Genomic DNA, 18,373 nt, shown 5'->3' with positions numbered 1-18,373 from the left:
TAATATTCAAATTATATTCTAAAGCTGAAAGTTACAGATGTACCGGTGGCAAGCGGTGTTATGCTTACACTGCCGCCGTGTGCACTGGCAACTGCTCTTGCTATGGCAAGTCCTACACCGGCATGTCCGGTCTTCTCACTTTCAAATGCATGGAACACATGCGATAATGCATCTTCTGAGAATCCGCAGCCATAATCAGTTACAACAACAGATAATACGTTATCATCCAGTGATGCACTTATTATGATATCATCACCCTCATCAGTAGCCTCGACAGCATTGCGTGCTATTGCAAGAAGTGCAGAGTTAATTCTGTCACAGTCGGCATATACAAGAGGGAACTGTTCAGGAAAATCAAGCCTGTAATTGCGGGAGTGGGTTTCACCTATAGTTTCAAACATATCATCAAGATTAAGAGGAATATTCCATAATATATCCAGAATATCAAAGTAGCTTTTGTTGCAGTGGCGTGAATAACGAAGCTCAGATGTCGTATTAATATAGTCAATCAGAGAGTGAAGCGCCTTACTGAAATTCATCCATACAGGGTCATGTTTGATATCATTGGAGCGGTGTTCAAGAACCTGAAGGGTTCCGTGAAGTACGGTGATATGATTCAGTATATCGTGTGATGCGCTTGATGCCTGACACTCATATATATTACATGTACGCATGAACAGATCGTAGAATTCGGGAGCCTCGGTTTTCATTTTATTAATAAGCTTGTTGTCATTGTCAGAAAAAGGCATATTTATGAGCTCCTCTCCATTGATTATTAGTATGATTTAAGTATATAATAAAAAATGCCGGCGGTAAATGCTGACAAATCGACAAAGTTCGACTGCACATAATGCGGAAAAAGGAGGATTATTCATAATGAAAAAGGATGATTGTATTTTTTGTAAACTTGCAAATGGGGATATCCCAACGAATGCATTATATGAGGATGACATTGTTAAGGTAATATTCGATCTCGGCCCTGCAACAAGAGGACATGTACTTGTTGTTCCAAAGGAACATTTTGACAATATATTTTCAATGGATGAAAAGACTGCCGGACACGTATTTGCAGTTGCGTCAAAGATTGCGAAGTTCCTTAATGATGAGCTTGGATGTGACGGAATGAACCTTCTCCAGAATAACGGAGAGATTGCAGGACAGACTGTATTTCATTTTCATATGCATATCATTCCAAGATATAAAGGTGACTCGGTCAGCTTGAAGTGGCAGGAAGGCAAGCTTGATGAAAAGCTTGCGCATGATCTCATTGAAAAACTTGCGTCACAGCAGTAACTGATGATATAATACTGATAAAATTTTTTCCATAATACAAGGAGAGCATAAAATGATCAATTTAAGTGATGGTGGAGCATATCTGCTTCATGGAACTGAGATAATTGAAGATAATGCTGATGTACAGGCAATACTTGCATCAAAGCTTGGCAGTGTACCTTCTAAGGAAGAGGCTGCTAAGGGTACAATGGCATATTCGATTCTTGAAAAGCATAATACATCAGGCAATATGGAGCAGCTTCAGATTAAGTTCGATAAGCTTACTTCACATGACATTACATTTGTAGGAATTATCCAGACAGCAAGAGCTTCAGGACTTGAGAAGTTTCCTATCCCATATGTACTTACCAACTGTCATAACAGTCTTTGCGCAGTGGGCGGAACAATTAATGAAGATGATCACATGTTTGGCCTTACATGTGCCAAGAAGTATGGTGGAGTGTATGTACCTCCTCATCAGGCTGTAATTCATCAGTTTGCAAGAGAGATGCTTGCAGGCGGCGGTAAGATGATATTGGGCTCAGACAGTCATACACGTTACGGTGCTCTCGGAACAATGGCTATGGGTGAAGGCGGACCTGAGCTTGTTAAGCAGCTCCTTAATAAGACATATGACATAAAGATGCCGGGCGTAGTTGCAATCTATCTTACAGGAGAGCCGATGAAGGGTGTAGGTCCTCAGGACGTTGCACTTGCAATTATCGGTAAGGTATTCGGCAACGGTTATGTTAAGAATAAGGTAATGGAATTCGTAGGCCCTGGTGTATCTAACCTTAGCGCTGATTTCCGTATTGGCGTTGATGTTATGACAACAGAGACAACATGCCTGTCATCTATCTGGAGAACTGATGACAGAATTAAGGAATTCTATGACATTCATGGAAGAAGCGCTGATTTTGCAGAACTTAATCCTGCAGATGTTGCTTACTATGATGGAGTTGTATATGTTAACTTAAGCGAGATTAAGCCGATGATAGCAATGCCATTCCACCCAAGCAACACATATACTATTGAAGAACTTAATGCCAACCTTATGGATATCCTTGATGATGTTGAGAAGCGTGCCAAGGTAAGCCTTGACGGACAGGTTGACTTTACACTTAAGAACAAGGTTATAGACGGTAAGCTTTATGTTGACCAGGGTATCATTGCGGGATGTGCAGGCGGCGGTTTTGAGAATATCTGTGCAGCAGCAGACATACTCCGCGGCAAGAGTATAGGCGATGATGAATTTACGCTCAGCGTATATCCTGCAAGTACTCCTATCTATATGGAGATTGCCAGGAACGGAGCGCTTGCTGATCTTATGCAGACAGGTGCAATCGTTAAGACTGCATTCTGCGGTCCTTGCTTTGGTGCAGGTGATACACCGGCTAATAATGCATTTTCAATCAGACATTCAACACGTAACTTCCCTAACCGTGAAGGCTCTAAGCTTCAGAACGGTCAGATTGCATCAGTTGCACTTATGGACGCGCGTTCTATTGCGGCAACAGCGGCTAATAAGGGCTTCCTTACAGCAGCAACGGATATGGATGTTGAGTATAAGAATCCTAAGTATTTCTTTGACAAGACAATATATGAGAACAGAGTATTTGACAGCCACGGAGTAGCAGATCCGTCTGTGGAGATAAAGTTTGGTCCTAATATTAAGGACTGGCCTGCAATGGAGCCACTTCCTGAGAATCTGCTCCTTAAGGTTGTATCAGAGATACATGATCCGGTAACTACAACTGATGAGCTTATTCCTTCGGGTGAGACATCATCATTCAGATCTAACCCAATAGGCCTTGCAGAGTTCACACTCTCAAGAAAGGATCCGGCATATGTAGGACGTGCCAAGGAAGTTAAGAAGGCTGAAGAAGCAAGAGTTGCAGGTAACTGTCCTGCAGAGGCATTCCCTGAACTTAAGCCTGTCATGGATAAGATTAAGGAATCATATAAGATAAGCAGGGACACAATAGCAATAGGAAGTACAATATTTGCAGTTAAGCCTGGTGACGGATCAGCCAGAGAGCAGGCTGCGTCATGCCAGAAGGTTCTTGGCGGATGGGCTAACATAGCTAATGAGTATGCAACGAAGAGATATCGTTCTAATCTTATTAACTGGGGCATGCTTCCATTCATTATTAAGGATGGTGAGCTTCCGTTTGCTAACGGAGATTATATATTTGTACCGGGAATAGTAGATGCAATCAGGAATAAGGATGATGTAATCAAGGCATATGTTGTCGGAGATTCACTTAAGGAATTCGAACTTACTGTAGGCGACCTTACAGATGATGAGAGACAGATTATCCTTGACGGATGCCTTATTAACTTTTACAGGAATAACTAACAGGTAATGCTATAGTACATGTATAATACATGAGGTGAAGCTTATGGCAGATCAGAATATACTTGCAGGTGACATTAATGTGCTTGCACAGGTAAGAAGTGACGTTAAGGAATATGAGGGCAACTGCGACAGACTTTATGCGCTCAACCAGAGTGTATCAAGCCTGTCAAAGAATATCGATGTGATGTGTAAGAATGTTAAAGATGAAGTTGATGCCACTGTGAAGAAGAGACGTGATGATGTGGCTGCCGGATTTAACAATGCCATTGATATCGATAAGGAAAAGGTAAAACAGGTTCAGGCAGAGCGCGAGAAGGCTAAGAGCAAAGGAATAAAAGAGCGCATTGCAATGGAGACAGAGGACCTTGCCAGGGATAATGAGGAGATGAACAGTCAGATTCTTGAGGCGTTCAGGGTTGAGAGAATACCGAGAATGTGCAGGAACAGACTTTATCTGGCATTATTTGTTACCAAGGGAATTAAGGATATACTGATCTGTATTGCTGTGTTTGCGGTATTTTACTGTGCAGTACCCCTTATAATCAATCTGATATTTCCGGAGCTTAGTAAGCTTGTTATGTCGGGAATATACCTGCTTATAATATGTCTTGGATTTTTCATATACAAATGCATCAATGACATATTATTTGTTCCTCACGCAGAGACAATGCTTGGGGTGCGTACAACCAGGAAAAAGATTGATGCCAATAAACGCAGGATTAAGAAAATAAGACGCTCAATAAAGAAGGACACCAACGAAGAAATGTACGGTCTTGAGAGCTTTGACGACAAGCTTGGTGAATTGTATTCCGATGTGGAACGCATTGAAGGTGAGAGAGCTATTGCTCTTGAAGAATTTGACAATTCTACCAGACCGGACATTGTGGATGAGATTGAGAGCCGTGACAGGGACAGAATCCAGGCGATGAAGACTGAGCTTGAAGAAAAGGCGGCAAGTCTGTCGAAGCTTCAGGACAGGGTAAAACAACAGAAGATATATATTTCATCTAACTATGAGGCTTATATCGGAAGTGAGTTTGTATCATCGGCTAAGCTTGATTCTCTGTACGAGATAATGAGAAGTACCAATGTAAAGACTATAGGTCAGGCACTTATGGTGTATGATGAGCGCAAATAAATCCGAAACTTGTGGCTTGTTGTAGCAAATTGCAGACGTAATCTGCTTTTAACTGTAATATCCCCTCTTTATAATGGATAGTGATAGCATGTCCATTATAAGGAGGGGATTTTATGTATAACATATATGCATCAGATTATGATGCGGCATGTGTGACGGCAGCTGTCACAGTGCTTGTCCTGACGGTATCAGTTGCCGGTATTGCGGGAGGCAGAAGTATAATCAGAAAGCTGGACAGATATGCATCACTTGCTGACTTCCGCAGAATGAAAAAGAAAATGTCGGATATTGAGGCACAATTTGGTTATATCAGATAATATTGTTGAAAAATTAACGATAAATGACTATAATAAAGATAGTGATGCCGGAGGGGAAGGCTTCTGAACCGGCTGATGCATTAATTAATATTTCAAGAAAACTGCGGAGTGGAATGGAGGATTAATATGGCAAAGGTAACGTATGATTATTCAAGAGCAAAGGGGTTTATCAGAGACCATGAGATGGAGTCTATGAAGGCTATAACAGAAGAGGCTAAGAAGGTACTTCTGTCTAAGAGCGGGGCAGGTAATGATTATCTTGGATGGATAGATCTTCCTGTAGACTATGATAAGGATGAATTTGCAAGAATTAAGCAGGCAGCGGCTAAGATACAGTCTGATTCTGAGGTGCTTGTGGTAATCGGAATAGGCGGTTCATATCTTGGTGCGAGGGCAGCAATTGAGTTCCTCCGTCACAATTTCTATAATTCAGTATCTAAGGAGATACGTAAGACTCCTGAGATATATTTTGTTGGTAATTCAATAAGTTCTACATACATTTCCAATCTTATAGATGTTATTGGCGACAGGGATTTTTCTGTAAATATTATATCAAAGTCAGGAACTACAACAGAGCCTGCAATAGCATTCCGTATATTCAAGAAGATGCTTGAGAAGAAGTATGGCAAGGAAGAGGCTGCAAAGAGAATATATGCAACTACTGACAAGGCTAAGGGAGCTTTAAAGAATCTTGCTACGGCAGAAGGTTATGAGACATTCGTTGTACCTGATGATGTAGGCGGACGTTTCTCAGTGCTGACAGCAGTAGGACTTCTTGCAATTGCAGCAAGCGGTGCAGATATTGATAAGCTTATGGAAGGTGCTGCATCCGCAAGAGAGAGATGTCTCAATGCACCGTTTGAGGAGAATGATTCAATGCTGTATGCGGCAGTCCGTAACATTCTTCTGCGCAAGGGCAAGTCAGTTGAGATTCTCTGCGATTATGAACCGAGCCTGCATTACACACTTGAGTGGTGGAAACAGCTTATGGGCGAGAGCGAAGGCAAGGATGGCAAGGGTCTTTTCCCTGCAAGTGTTGACCTTACAACGGATCTTCACTCAATGGGACAGTTTATTCAGGACGGCGCAAGAATAATGTTTGAGACAGTTCTCAATGTTGAGTCTCCTAGATGCAGTCTCACTATTGAAGCAGAGGACGAAGACCTTGACGGACTTAATTACCTTGCAGGAAGGACAGTTGATTTTGTAAATAAGAGCGCGATGAACGGTACTATTCTTGCACACACGGATGGTAATGTGCCTAATGCAATTGTTAACATACCTGAGCAGAATGAGTTCTATCTTGGCGAGCTGTTCTACTTCTTTGAGTTTGCATGCGGCCTCAGCGGATATATACTTGGCGTTAATCCGTTTAACCAGCCGGGTGTTGAGAGCTATAAGAAGAATATGTTCGCACTTCTCGGCAAGCCGGGATATGAGGAAGCAAGAGAAGAACTCCTTAAGAGAATGTAATATCTGAAGATGGTAATTAAGGCGGTAATTAATGAAGATAGTTATGCTTGATGCTCTTACAGTCGGAACAGATGTGAATCTGGACAGAATTGAAGAGCTTGGAGAATTTGTAAAGTTTGATATGAGCACACCGGATGAGGCAAGACAGCGTCTTGCTTCTCTGGATGCTGATATTGTTATTGCCAACAAAGTACCTATGAATGCATACACGCTTGAGATGGCTGCAAATGTTAAGCTCATCTGCCTTACTGCGACAGGATATAATAATGTTGACCTTGCATATACCGGGGAACGCGGCATTACGGTGACTAATGTGGCGGGATATTCAACTAATTCAGTAGTACAGCACACATTTGCAATGATGTTCTACCTCGTTGAGAAGATGAGATATTATGATGACTATGTGAAGTCGGGTGCATATGCAGACTGCCCTATATTCACACATTTTGGAGAACCGTTTCATGAACTGTATGGCATGACATGGGGAATCATCGGACTTGGAACGATTGGACGCAAGGTGGCACAGATTGCTGAAAGCTTTGGATGCAATGTCATCTATTATTCTACATCGGGACATCATTCGGATGAACATTACAGACGTGTGGATTTTGATGAACTGCTGGCTGAATCTGATATTATAAGCATACATGCGCCTCTTAATGAGAACACAAAAGGCCTTATGGATATTAATGCATTCAGCCGCATGAAGAAGAGTGCAGTCATGATAAATGTCGGACGCGGCCCTATAGTTGTTGAAAAGGATCTTGTGAAGGCGCTTAATGACGGAATGATAGCTGCTGCAGGCCTTGATGTACTTGAGACAGAGCCTGTAAGATGCGATAACCCGCTGCTTGATATTAAGGACAGCAGGAAGCTTCTCATAACGCCGCACAGTGCATGGGCAACAACGGAAGCCAGACAGAGACTCATGGATGAGGTTGCCATGAATATAACGGCATTTGTAAGGGGAGAAGCCAGGAATGTAATTGGCGGCTAATCCTCCTCGATAACTTCAATTTCAAGAAAAGCAAAATCAATCGAATCAATAAAATTATCCTGTGTGAAACGCACTTTGGAGTGACGCTTGAATTCGGATACATTGGAATCAAGCCATATAGGTTTGCTCAGGTCGAATTCATGACATGCGCTGTCAAGCGCATCGAATATCTTCTTAGTGCGTGACTCATCAGGGGATGAATTTTCTACTACCATATCTTTAAGAAGATGACCTCTGTCATCAAAGCATTTACACCACATACGGAACATTTCTGCTATATCTCCAATCTACTATAATATGTTTATGGTTAATATATCTCACATTATACATTAAAACATGGCATTGTAAACGGACATTTGTATTTATTTTATCAGCGTTCGGCGGTGCCGCATGTATTAAATACTAAGACTTGAGGAACAATTATTGTGTGAGTGGGCACTTTGTGCCTGCGGAATGGAGGATTAGTATGGCGATAAATGATGATAAAAAAGACTATTATCACACGGATATTGACTATCTTGACTTAAGCGACGCGGTGTCGGCGCATGAATGTACGGGTCTTATACCTGAGGGAGAATCTCCGGCAGACAAAGATGAGAAATATAAAAAAATCTATGCATTCGGAACGCCGCTTAAGTGCGCAGATAAATGTAAAACACAGGAAACAGACTGCCGGATGAAGGACTGCCACAGAGGAGGAAAATAGATATTGCATTTTTGAAATAATATGGTTAAGATAAATTCAGAATTCCGGATGAAGGGAGAACAGATGATGGAAGGCGATAAAAGGCGTGACAGGATTATACAGATGCTTGCGGACAGTAATGCCCCGATATCGGGAGCGGAACTGGCAGAAAGACTTGGTGTAAGCAGACAGGTTATAGTGCAGGATATAGCTTTGCTGAGGGCTGTTGACAAGAGCATTCTTTCAACGAACAAGGGATATATTTTATTTGCTGAAAAAGATTCAAAGGTGCGGAGAACTTTCTGCGTGAGCCATACGGATGATCAGATAGAGGATGAGCTCAACTGCATTGTGGATAACAACGGCAAAGTAAGCGATGTAATAGTTGAGCATTATATATACGGGCAGATCACGGTGGATCTGATAATTAACTCAAGGAAAGATGTGAAGGATTTCCTTGCACGGCTGAATTCGCCGGATAATCATGACAGACCGCTTAACGGGCTGACTAACGGAGTGCATTATCACACGGTGGTCGCCAATAGTGAAGAAGATCTTGATATAATAGAAGAGGAGCTTAAGAAAAGGGGCTATCTTCATCCCGCAGGATAACAGTGGATATTGTTCCATAAAAAGTCCTTGCGGGATTTTTTATTGTGTGTTATCATCTGACAAGACAGTTGACATTACAGCTGTATAGGAGGATATATGGAAAAGGTAAAAAAGATACTGAATCACATTTTTATTGACGGTTTAAGCGGAATGGCACTCGGACTGTTCTCAACGCTTATCATAGGTACAATCATTGCCCAGATAGGTGACCTTATAATGGGAATACAGGCTCCGGCAGCACAGACGGCCGGATTGTACCTTATTGCAATAAGCCGTGTAGCTAAGTCACTTACGGGGGCCGGAATCGGTGTTGGTGTGGCAGTCAAGTTTAAGGAGAAACCGCTTGTTACAATCGCTGCAGCAGTTGCAGGTCTTATTGGTGCATTTCCTGATGTCGCAATGACAACAATAGCACTTGGAAAGCCGGGCGAACCTCTTGGAGCGTTTGTTGCAGCGTATGCAGCAATTGAGATTGGACATCTTGTATCAGGCAAGACTCCTGTGGATATCATAATTACTCCGTTCCTGAGCATAGTATCGGGAGCAGTAGTCGGATATATTGTCGGACCACCTATATCCAGGCTTATGTACTGGATCGGAATGATTGTTAATGTCAACGTGGAACAGTCACCGGTTATTGGCGGAATAATAGTATCGGTTGCAATGGGAATGATTCTTACACTTCCTATCAGTTCGGCGGCAATAGGAATATCAATGAATCTGTCGGGACTCGCAGCAGGTGCTGCAGCAGTCGGCTGCTGCTGCAATATGATCGGATTTGCGGTTGCAAGCTACAGAGAGAATAAGTTTGGCGGATTTATCGCACAGGGAATTGGAACCTCAATGCTTCAGGTGCCTAATATCGTAAGAAAGCCGGTTGTATGGCTTCCTGCAATTATATCAAGTGCGGTTCTGGGACCGGTTTCGTCAGCAGTGCTTCATATGACTAATAACGCGACGGGCTCAGGAATGGGATCTGCCGGATTCGTAGGCCAGATAATGGCATGGCAGACGATGACACAGACAACATCTGCGGCAGTTACATTTATTGAGATAGTTCTTATGCATTTTGTGCTTCCTGCGGTAATTGCACTGGCAGTATCGGAGTTCATGCGCAAAAAGGGCATAATCAAAGAAGGGGACATGAAGCTTGACATGTAACGGAATGAATGGCTTTTGAAAGGCCGGAAGCTATTGCATCAGCAAGTGTCATAATGGTCGCAAGACGGGTTGTCTGAAGTATGACGGTATCAACACCGCCGGACAGGTTAACTATTCCGGTTATGTGGATATCGCCGACTTCAGGCAGCTTTTTTTTTACGCCAAGTCCGGGACGCAGAGCTCCACTGCCGAGAGTAATATATCCTATATGGTCGCGCCGCCCGAGAGATGCATCGATAGCAATGATAAAAGGATCATTGTAAATGCGGTGGATACGGTTTATTGTTTCAAGGAGATTGACTGCATGTACAGGATGGCTGAGAGTGCCGAATACGGCTACATCATCCGAAGGAGATATCAGCTGTGCCAGCTTGTAGCCTATGAGTGGTCCGAGGCAGTCACCTGTTGAACGGTCGCTTCCGATACACAGAATAACAAGCTTTTGTGTGGCACCGATATTCTTATCCAGAATGCGGCTGATATCACTGCCGATAAGATCGGGTGTCATAAATTCTCTTGAATCATAATATACTGGCATTGAAGTTCCCCTTATAAAAACGATATAATGTGAGGCCAAAGGTTTTATGACAATCCGGCCCTTGCATTATGATATGCATATTCAGCCGGTTTTATGCATACAAAATTTTCGTATTAATTGGTATAAAATTGCGGCTGATAGCAGGTCATACGTGACACAAAACGATAAAATCCGCACAGATCACATGATAATATTTCCTGTATGACAAGGATAAATTCAAGTTCTGAAACGGGGGTATTATGAAGTGATAGAAATTATATGTGAAAATGAGTCAAAGGCGGGGGATGCACAGACAGCATCACCGCAGTGCAGGATACCGAAGAATATCAGACAGATTGGTGAGCCGCAGCCGGGAAGGCGGATATACATAGAAGACTATGTGTATACATACCTTGTCTCACTGGCAAAGGACAAGCCCGGATATGCGGCTTACGGTGTCAGGTTCTATGGAATACTTCTTGGGGAAACACATAAGAGCGCAGGGGAAACATCTATATTCGTAAGGAGTGCCGTAAGGGTAATTACAGAACGGGAGAAACAGCTTGATGAAGGAACATTTGACGATAAAGAGTACGGTGACGGCCCAGACAGCGACGACGATGTAAGATTCAGCCCTGAGATCTGGAAGAATCTCTATGATTCGGCAGAAAAATATTTTAAGGGGCAGGAGATAATCGGGTGGTTCTTATGTGATGAACAGAGCCGGGTGGTTACTGATTGCGAGAATCCCGCACTGATACCGTCATTGCAGAAGATTCATTTTGATAATTTTTCGGGTGCTGCCAAAGTCATGTTCCTTGTGGATACACATGAACAGGAAGAATATTTCTATATGGTAGACAAGGGGCGGCTTGAGCGCCAGAGCGGTTTTATATGTTTTTATGAAAAGAATGAATCAATGCAGGAGTATATGCTCGCAAGCAGGCCTGCAAGAAGTGTGGATGAAAATGTAGATGACAGTGTGATAACTAATTTCAGAAGCATCATCCGGGAGAAGAAGGCTGATGCGGTAAAGCATCAGAATATGTCACTTATGTATGGAATATTTGCGTTCATGATAGTTGTTGTTACGGTCATCGGGATAAATATGATGAACAGTTATGAAAAAATGCAGACGCTTGATGCATCTATGAGCCGCATAGCAAAAGAAATTGCCAATATGAATGTTGAAGGTACGGATTATGATAATCTTACCGGAACACCTGTAACTAAGATAGATGGCAATGTATATCCGACAACAGCTGTAGCTAATGCGCCTGTAACGGAGAGTATTGCTGAGACAAAAGCAGCCGTAAGCGGGACGGCAGGCCGGCAGCCGTCACAGAATGAATCACAGACATCAGACCGTCAGGCGTCAGTCCTGCCCACAGATGTCAGCAGTCAGGCATCAGCCGTCCGTCCGTCAGCTGCGGACACCACAGTCAGCGCATCTGTGTCACAGCCGGCGAGGACATATATAGTAGTGCAGGGCGATACGCTTATGAGCATCTGTAAGACAGCATATGGCGACACCCAGAAATACAAAGATATTATGGAGATAAACAGGATGGACAACCCTGACAAGATATTTATAGGGCAGGAGCTGCTCCTTCCATAGTAACATTTTATACAGATTTTTATTAACAAGTTAAAACAGACACAAAACAGTAGTCCCGGTTGCTGCATTTTACAAATGTAAAATATGGCTCCCGGGACTTATTCAAAATTGACGTAGAATATCATGTGCTGTATAATTATTGGAAATAGCGTCTGTACGCAATTGACGCGATTTAACACAATTTGCGGGAGTTGGCAATCGGATGGCAGATATAAGAGAATATAAAAAGATGAAGGAACAGAAAAGCAACGTGGTATCCGGCAAGTCACGCTTTAACGTACAGCCGTTGCCGCCGTCTGCACAGAAGGGGAAGAATGCTCCTGATGACACGGAGTATGACGATACATTTGATGACGAGGATTATTCAAGACAGCTTAAGATGCACAGAATAAGGAGCGTGATAGCGGGAATCGCAGTGCTTGCGCTGGCAGCGCTGGGAGTGGTGTATATCATTTCCAATGTGGACAATCATACATATTCGGGATATACAATAGTTAATTCTGTTACGCGTGATGATGTACAGAATGTTAAGTATTACGAATTTGCTGACGGTTATGTAAAGTGCAGCAATGACGGAATTATATATTATGATTATAAAGGCAATGCAATCTGGAACCAGACGTATGAGATGAAGTCACCACAGCTTGTAACCTGTAAGGAGTGCCTTGCTGTCGGCGATATCAACGGAAGTACAATATATGTATTTAACACCAAAGGAATGCTGGGTTCCATAGATACATCGCTTTCAATATCACAGATAGATGTGGGCGGAACAGGACTTGTGGCGGCAGTGCTTGAAGATACGTCTTCCAACTATATCAATATGTATGAGCCTTCGGGTGAGAAGGTATACAGTGTTAAGACGACACTCTCGGGAGACGGATATCCGCTTAACATAAGCATTTCCGAGGATATGACAAAGCTTATTGCATCATATGTATATGTAAGCGGTGAATCAATTAAGACTAATGTCGTATTCTATAATTTTTCGGATGTAGGACAGAATGAGACGGAGCGTGTTGTCGGCGGCTTTAACCACTATGACAGCACGATAGTTCCTGAGGTGGATTTTTTAAGTGATACATGTGCAATTGCAATCGGAGAGGATGTCTTAAGCATTTACAAGATTAAAGAGTTCCCTAATCTTCAGAAGGAGATTAAGCTTGACGGCAATATAGAGCGTGTATTTACAAGCAGCAGGTATATAGGGATACTTATGGAGAATAAGGAGTCCGGTGATAACTTTAAGCTTATGGTATACGATAATTCAGGCAATAAAGTCAGTGAGACGGCATTTAATACTTCATACGATACAATCAAGTTTGACAATGACAGTATAATTCTGTATAACGACAATACATTTACACTTATGAATATTAAAGGAAAGCAGCTTGCGAATCTTCGGTTTGATCTTCCTGTAGAGGAGATTCTGTCGGCAGGTTCGAGAGGCAGTTATATGGTTGTCAATTCAACCTATGTTCAGGAAATACGTTTAAAATAGCTGATGCTGTGCATCTGGGAATGGAGAAAATATGAACTGGTTATTAATTCTTATTATAGCGGTATTTGCATTATATGCGTGGTCCGGCTGGAGACGAGGCATGATTATGATAGTTATGTCTTTTGCGGCGATGATAGGAAGCGTTGTTGTGACTTCGGCAGCGGCACCTGCGCTTAGCGGTTATGTTATGGATAATACTGCCATTTATGAGACTATCAGGCAGAATACATATGACAGCCTTAAGAGCAGGGGCGTTGTGTCCCAGGCTATTGAGTCTGCCGGGGAAGAGGCAGGTATATCAGATGCCGGAAGCATTGACATAAGTGAACTTGGTGGGAAATTTGATGATTTTATAGAAGAAGTCATACAGCAGATTCCGCTTCCGGAAGCTGTCCGGGATAAAGTAGCTTCTGCTGCAATAGGGGGCACAATATCGGGAAGCGCCAATAATACGGCATCAAAGCTTGAAGACGCAATAACGGGATTCGTGGCTGTCAGAATTGCCGGAATGATAATCAGTTCGGCATGTTATATCATTGTATTTGCGGTCGTATATGTCGTCATAAGACTTTTACTCAGACTTGCCAACGGTATCAGCAGACTTCCGCTAATAAAGGAGGTTAATAAAACTCTCGGAATACTGTTTGGTATAATTAAGGCACTGCTCATAGTGTGGCTGTTCTTTGTCGCGGTAGCGGTGCTCTATAACACTGCATTCTCACAGGCTGTAATGACCTGCGTTAATGATAATGCATTTCTTGCATGGCTCTACAATAACAACATTATTATGAATATACTTGTCGGCGCAGTAATGGGGTGATAACGCAATGTGTACACTCTGCCGGCAGGATGAAAAGGAAGGAGACGGATAGCTAAATTGGAAAACACTGAGATTGATGTAGAGACAGTTGTGTCTCACGATGGCATGCCCCTCACTCAGTTTGACACGCCTATTCACAAGGCGCTGGAAGAACAGCGGCTTAACAGGCTTGCTCATTTTGATGTGCCGGGACACAAAGGGGGAAGAGGTAATAAGGAACTGAGAGAGTTCCTGGGAGAGGATACCATGAGGCTTGATATGAATTCAATGAAACCTCTGGATAACCTGTGCCACCCCACTTCTGTTATAAAAGATGCACAGGCGCTTGCAGCAAAAGCGTTTGGTGCGGATGAAGCATTTTTTATAGTGAACGGTGCTACGGCAGCCGTTCAGGCAATGATTATGTCATGTACGGAGGCGGGAGATAAGATTATAATGCCCCGTAATGTGCACAGAAGTGCTATCAATGCACTTGTAGTTAATGGCGCAATGCCTGTTTATGTCAATCCGGGTGTTAACAAACGTCTCGGAATACCTCTGGGGATGTCTGTTGAGGATGTCCGCAGGGCAATTGTAGAGAATCCTGACGCAAAAGCGATTCTTGTAAATAACCCAACATATTATGGAATATGCTCTGATATAAGAAGCATAGTAAAGATAGCACATGAGCACGGAATGCTTGTGCTTGCCGATGAAGCCCATGGTACGCATTTTTACTTTGGGGACAATCTGCCCGTATCTGCAATGGAAGCAGGAGCGGATATGGCAGCAGTCAGCATGCATAAGACCGGCGGCTCACTTACGCAGAGTGCAATTCTTCTTACGAAAAATACGGTTAATGCCGATTATGTCAGACAGATAATTAATCTTACGCAGACTACCAGCGGTTCATATCTTCTGCTGTCATCACTTGATATTGCAAGAAAGAATATGAGCCTTAACGGCAGATATCTGGTTAACAAATCAAGGGAGTATGCAGAGTATGCGCGCAGGGAGATTAATAAGCTCGGCGGATATTATGCATTTGGAATTGAACTTATTAACGGTGATACCGTGTATGATTTTGATACAACCAAGCTTTCGGTACATACAAGGGATATAGGGCTTGCCGGAATTGAAGTATATGATCTGTTAAGGGATGACTATGGAATACAGATAGAGTTCGGTGATATTGGCAATATACTCGCAATTATATCCGGCGGCGACCGTAATCTTGAGATTGAACGGCTTATATCGGCGCTTTCTGAGATAAAGCGTCTGCATGAAAGTGAGATAACGGGGCTGTTTGACCATGAGTACATTAACCCGAAGATTGTAATGGGACCGAACAAAGCATTTTACAGCCGCAAGCAGCCGCTTTTGCTCAGAGAGACCAAAGACAGGGTGTGTGGCGAGTTCGTAATGTGTTATCCTCCGGGAATACCTATACTTGCACCGGGTGAGATGATCACCCAGGAGATTATTAATTACATTGAGTATGCCAAGGAAAAGGGCTGCCTTATGACGGGTACCCAGGATATGAATCTTGAGTATATAAATGTTGTAGATGAGAAAGGCGGTAATTAGAGTGGAGTTATGGTATACGGACCAGCACACTAAAAATGTGCGTTTTTCTATGAAAGTTGAACAGCAGATTGCAAGCTGCGAGAGCGAATTCCAGAGAATAGACATTTTAAAGACGAGTGAGTTCGGCAAGGTGCTTGTCCTTGACGGCGAGCTTATGATTACACAGAAGGATGAATTTATCTATCATGAGATGATTACGCATGTGCCGATGGCCGTGCATCCGCATGTCAGGGATGTGCTTGTGATAGGTGCGGGTGATGGCGGAACTATCAGGGAACTCTGCAAATATGACACGATTGAACATATTGATATGGTAGAGATAGACAAGAAAGTTACTGATATGTGCCTGGAGCATTTCTGGGAGACATCATGCAGACTGGATGACCCGAGAGTGCATATGCATTTTGAGGAAAGTCTCAGGTATGTGAGAATGATGAAGGATGAATATGACCTTATCATAGTTGACTGTGCGGATCCGTACGGACCGGCGGAAGGCCTGTTTACAAGGGAGTTCTACGGAACCTGTTACAAAGCGCTCAGAGAGGACGGCATACTTATTAACCAGCATGAAAGTCCTTATTACAGCGAACATTCCAGATCGGTACAGAAGGCACATAAGCAGATAAAGATTGTATTTCCTTACAGCACGGTGTATCAGTGCCATATTCCTTCATACCCTTCGGGACACTGGCTGTTCGGTTTTGCTTCCAAGAAGTACGACCCAATAGCTGACTTAAGGGAAGATGAGTGGAACAGACTCGGAATTAATACGAGGTATTATAATACCGACCTTCATAAGGGCAGTTTTTATCTGCCCACATACGTCAAGCAGCTTCTTGATATGTAGTAATGATAAATATATTTAATAACAGATTGGAGATAAAAATATGGGAAGAGCTTTAATAATCGGCGCAGGCGGAGTAGCAGGCGTGGCAATTCACAAATGCTGCCAGAATTCGGAAGTTTTTAATGAAATCTGTATTGCGAGCAGAACGAAGTCAAAGTGTGATGCAATTAAGGAACAGTGCGAACGCCGGTATGGCACGCAGGAAGGAAGCACAAAGATAACAACAGCGCAGGTGAATGCTGATAATGTGCCTGAACTTGTAGAACTTATTAACAGCTACAAGCCGGATGTGGTGCTTAATCTTGCACTTCCTTATCAGGACCTTACAATTATGGATGCATGCCTTGAAACAAAGACACACTATGTTGATACAGCTAACTATGAGCCTGAGGATACGGCCAAGTTTGAGTATTCATGGCAGTGGGCATACCGCGAGAAGTTTGAAAAAGCAGGAATAACCGCACTGCTCGGTTCAGGCTTTGATCCGGGTGTTACAGGTGTATTCTCTGCATATGCAATGAAGCATCAGTTTGATGAGATTAATTACATTGATATCCTCGACTGCAATGGCGGAGACCATGGATATCCGTTTGCAACCAACTTTAACCCTGAGATTAACATCCGTGAGGTATCAGCTAACGGAAGCTATTGGGAGGACGGACACTGGGTAGAGACTAAGCCTATGGAGATTAAGAGAGTGTACAATTTTGACCAGGTTGGCGAAAAGGACATGTATCTTCTTCATCATGAGGAGCTGGAGTCTCTCGGAATTAATATAAATGGCATTAAGCGCATACGCTTCTTCATGACATTTGGACAAAGCTATCTTACACATCTTAAATGTCTTGAGGATGTCGGAATGACATCTATTGAGCCTATTGAATTCGAGGGAAAGCAGATAGTTCCGTTGCAGTTCCTTAAGGCAGTACTGCCTGACCCTGCATCTTTAGGACCGAGAACAGTAGGCAAGACCAATATAGGATGCATTTTCCAGGGCAAAAAGGATGGCAAATATAAAAAATACTACCTCTATAATGTATGTGACCACCAGGAATGCTACAAGGAGGTAGGTTCACAGGCAATCTCATATACAACGGGTGTGCCTGCGATGATTGGTGCGATGATGGTTATGACGGGCAGATGGAATACACCGGGCGTCCATAATATAGAGGAGTTTGACCCGGATCCGTTCATGGAGGCACTCAACAAGTGGGGACTTCCATGGAAGGAAGATTTTGATCCTGTACTTGTTGATTAATGGAGATTTGGATGTACGATATAGATTTTGATTTGGTTAAGACACCTGCGTATGTAGTTGATGAGAGACTTTTGAGGGATAATCTCGAGATACTTGCTGATGTTATTAAGGATACGGGGTGTCGTATACTTCTTGCACAGAAAGGATTCTCAATGTTCTGTGAATATCCGCTTATAGGAAGATATCTGTGCGGGACAACAGCGAGTTCACTATATGAGGCGAGACTGGGTAA

19 protein-coding genes (1 of these 19 cut by a window edge) are annotated in these 18,373 nt (G+C 42.9%); 16 read left to right on the top strand and 3 right to left on the bottom strand.

What is annotated here, in order from left to right:
* Positions 1–11 precede the first annotated feature (11 nt).
* Positions 12–749 (bottom strand): sensor histidine kinase, encoded by a 738-nt coding sequence (locus NQ488_13245; GenBank protein ID UWN95493.1) that lies wholly within the window; start codon positions 747–749, stop codon positions 12–14.
* Between the two features lie 127 nt (positions 750–876).
* Between NQ488_13245 and NQ488_13240 the strand changes: the two genes are divergently transcribed.
* From NQ488_13240 to NQ488_13215, 6 genes are all read left to right on the top strand, one after another.
* Positions 877–1,293: an HIT family protein gene (locus NQ488_13240; GenBank protein UWN95492.1), complete on the top strand. Its 417-nt coding sequence runs from the start codon at positions 877–879 to the stop codon at positions 1,291–1,293.
* Between the two features lie 52 nt (positions 1,294–1,345).
* Positions 1,346–3,631: a hydratase gene (locus NQ488_13235; GenBank protein ID UWN95491.1), complete on the top strand. Its 2,286-nt coding sequence runs from the start codon at positions 1,346–1,348 to the stop codon at positions 3,629–3,631.
* A gap of 43 nt (positions 3,632–3,674) precedes the next feature.
* Entirely contained in the window at positions 3,675–4,769 is a 1,095-nt protein-coding gene (locus tag NQ488_13230) for a hypothetical protein (GenBank protein UWN95490.1), read from the top strand.
* Between the two features lie 113 nt (positions 4,770–4,882).
* Positions 4,883–5,086, top strand: coding sequence for a hypothetical protein (locus tag NQ488_13225; GenBank protein ID UWN95489.1), 204 nt, complete (start codon positions 4,883–4,885; stop codon positions 5,084–5,086).
* A 126-nt stretch (positions 5,087–5,212) separates the two neighbouring features.
* Complete coding sequence (locus NQ488_13220; GenBank protein UWN95488.1) at positions 5,213–6,559, top strand: glucose-6-phosphate isomerase; 1,347 nt, start codon at positions 5,213–5,215, stop codon at positions 6,557–6,559.
* A 31-nt stretch (positions 6,560–6,590) separates the two neighbouring features.
* On the top strand, positions 6,591–7,556 hold the full coding sequence (locus NQ488_13215; GenBank protein ID UWN95487.1) for a D-2-hydroxyacid dehydrogenase: 966 nt from the start codon (positions 6,591–6,593) through the stop codon (positions 7,554–7,556).
* Here NQ488_13215 and NQ488_13210 read toward each other — a convergent pair.
* Positions 7,553–7,825, bottom strand: a complete 273-nt coding sequence (locus NQ488_13210) for a hypothetical protein (GenBank protein UWN95486.1) — start codon at positions 7,823–7,825, stop codon at positions 7,553–7,555. The genes NQ488_13215 and NQ488_13210 overlap by 4 nt on opposite strands.
* Positions 7,826–8,022: 197 nt before the next feature.
* Here NQ488_13210 and NQ488_13205 point away from each other — a divergent pair, with 197 nt between their 5' ends.
* The 3 genes from NQ488_13205 to NQ488_13195 all read left to right on the top strand — a co-directional run bounded on the left by NQ488_13205 (position 8,023) and on the right by NQ488_13195 (position 10,014).
* Positions 8,023–8,262, top strand: a complete 240-nt coding sequence (locus tag NQ488_13205) for a hypothetical protein (GenBank protein UWN95485.1) — start codon at positions 8,023–8,025, stop codon at positions 8,260–8,262.
* Positions 8,263–8,283: 21 nt separating this feature from the next.
* Positions 8,284–8,853 (top strand): transcription repressor NadR, encoded by a 570-nt coding sequence (locus NQ488_13200; protein UWN95484.1) that lies wholly within the window; start codon positions 8,284–8,286, stop codon positions 8,851–8,853.
* Between the two features lie 96 nt (positions 8,854–8,949).
* Entirely contained in the window at positions 8,950–10,014 is a 1,065-nt protein-coding gene (locus tag NQ488_13195) for a PTS sugar transporter subunit IIC (protein UWN95483.1), read from the top strand.
* On the opposite strand, the gene yyaC is transcribed toward NQ488_13195, so the two are convergent.
* Positions 9,983–10,552, bottom strand: a complete 570-nt coding sequence (gene yyaC, locus NQ488_13190) for a spore protease YyaC (protein ID UWN95482.1) — start codon at positions 10,550–10,552, stop codon at positions 9,983–9,985. The two genes, NQ488_13195 and yyaC, sit on opposite strands and share 32 nt — an antisense overlap.
* Before the next feature lie 244 nt (positions 10,553–10,796).
* Here yyaC and NQ488_13185 point away from each other — a divergent pair, with 244 nt between their 5' ends.
* From NQ488_13185 to nspC, 7 genes are all read left to right on the top strand, one after another.
* Complete coding sequence (locus NQ488_13185; GenBank protein UWN95481.1) at positions 10,797–12,149, top strand: LysM peptidoglycan-binding domain-containing protein; 1,353 nt, start codon at positions 10,797–10,799, stop codon at positions 12,147–12,149.
* A gap of 202 nt (positions 12,150–12,351) precedes the next feature.
* Complete coding sequence (locus NQ488_13180; GenBank protein ID UWN95480.1) at positions 12,352–13,650, top strand: DUF5711 family protein; 1,299 nt, start codon at positions 12,352–12,354, stop codon at positions 13,648–13,650.
* Between the two features lie 31 nt (positions 13,651–13,681).
* Entirely contained in the window at positions 13,682–14,470 is a 789-nt protein-coding gene (locus NQ488_13175; protein ID UWN95479.1) for a CvpA family protein, read from the top strand.
* Positions 14,471–14,575: 105 nt separating this feature from the next.
* Positions 14,576–16,036, top strand: coding sequence for an aminotransferase class I/II-fold pyridoxal phosphate-dependent enzyme (locus tag NQ488_13170; GenBank protein ID UWN97168.1), 1,461 nt, complete (start codon positions 14,576–14,578; stop codon positions 16,034–16,036).
* Between the two features lies 1 nt (position 16,037).
* Positions 16,038–16,883: a polyamine aminopropyltransferase gene (speE, locus tag NQ488_13165; GenBank protein ID UWN95478.1), complete on the top strand. Its 846-nt coding sequence runs from the start codon at positions 16,038–16,040 to the stop codon at positions 16,881–16,883.
* 40 nt (positions 16,884–16,923) lie between these two features.
* Positions 16,924–18,141: a saccharopine dehydrogenase family protein gene (locus NQ488_13160; GenBank protein ID UWN95477.1), complete on the top strand. Its 1,218-nt coding sequence runs from the start codon at positions 16,924–16,926 to the stop codon at positions 18,139–18,141.
* Between the two features lie 11 nt (positions 18,142–18,152).
* A protein-coding gene (gene nspC, locus NQ488_13155; GenBank protein ID UWN95476.1) for a carboxynorspermidine decarboxylase crosses the window boundary here: on the top strand, positions 18,153–18,373 show its 5' portion. The gene runs 1,030 nt beyond the window's last position; only the first 221 of its 1,251 coding nucleotides appear in the window; its start codon is at positions 18,153–18,155; its stop codon lies off the right edge, out of view.

It is taken from the genome of [Bacteroides] pectinophilus (assembly GCA_025146925.1).
GTDB lineage: Bacteria > Bacillota > Clostridia > Lachnospirales > Lachnospiraceae > Bacteroides_F > Bacteroides_F pectinophilus.
The sequence above is the reverse complement of the archived record's forward strand: the minus strand, read 5'-3'. Positions and strand labels throughout refer to the sequence as shown.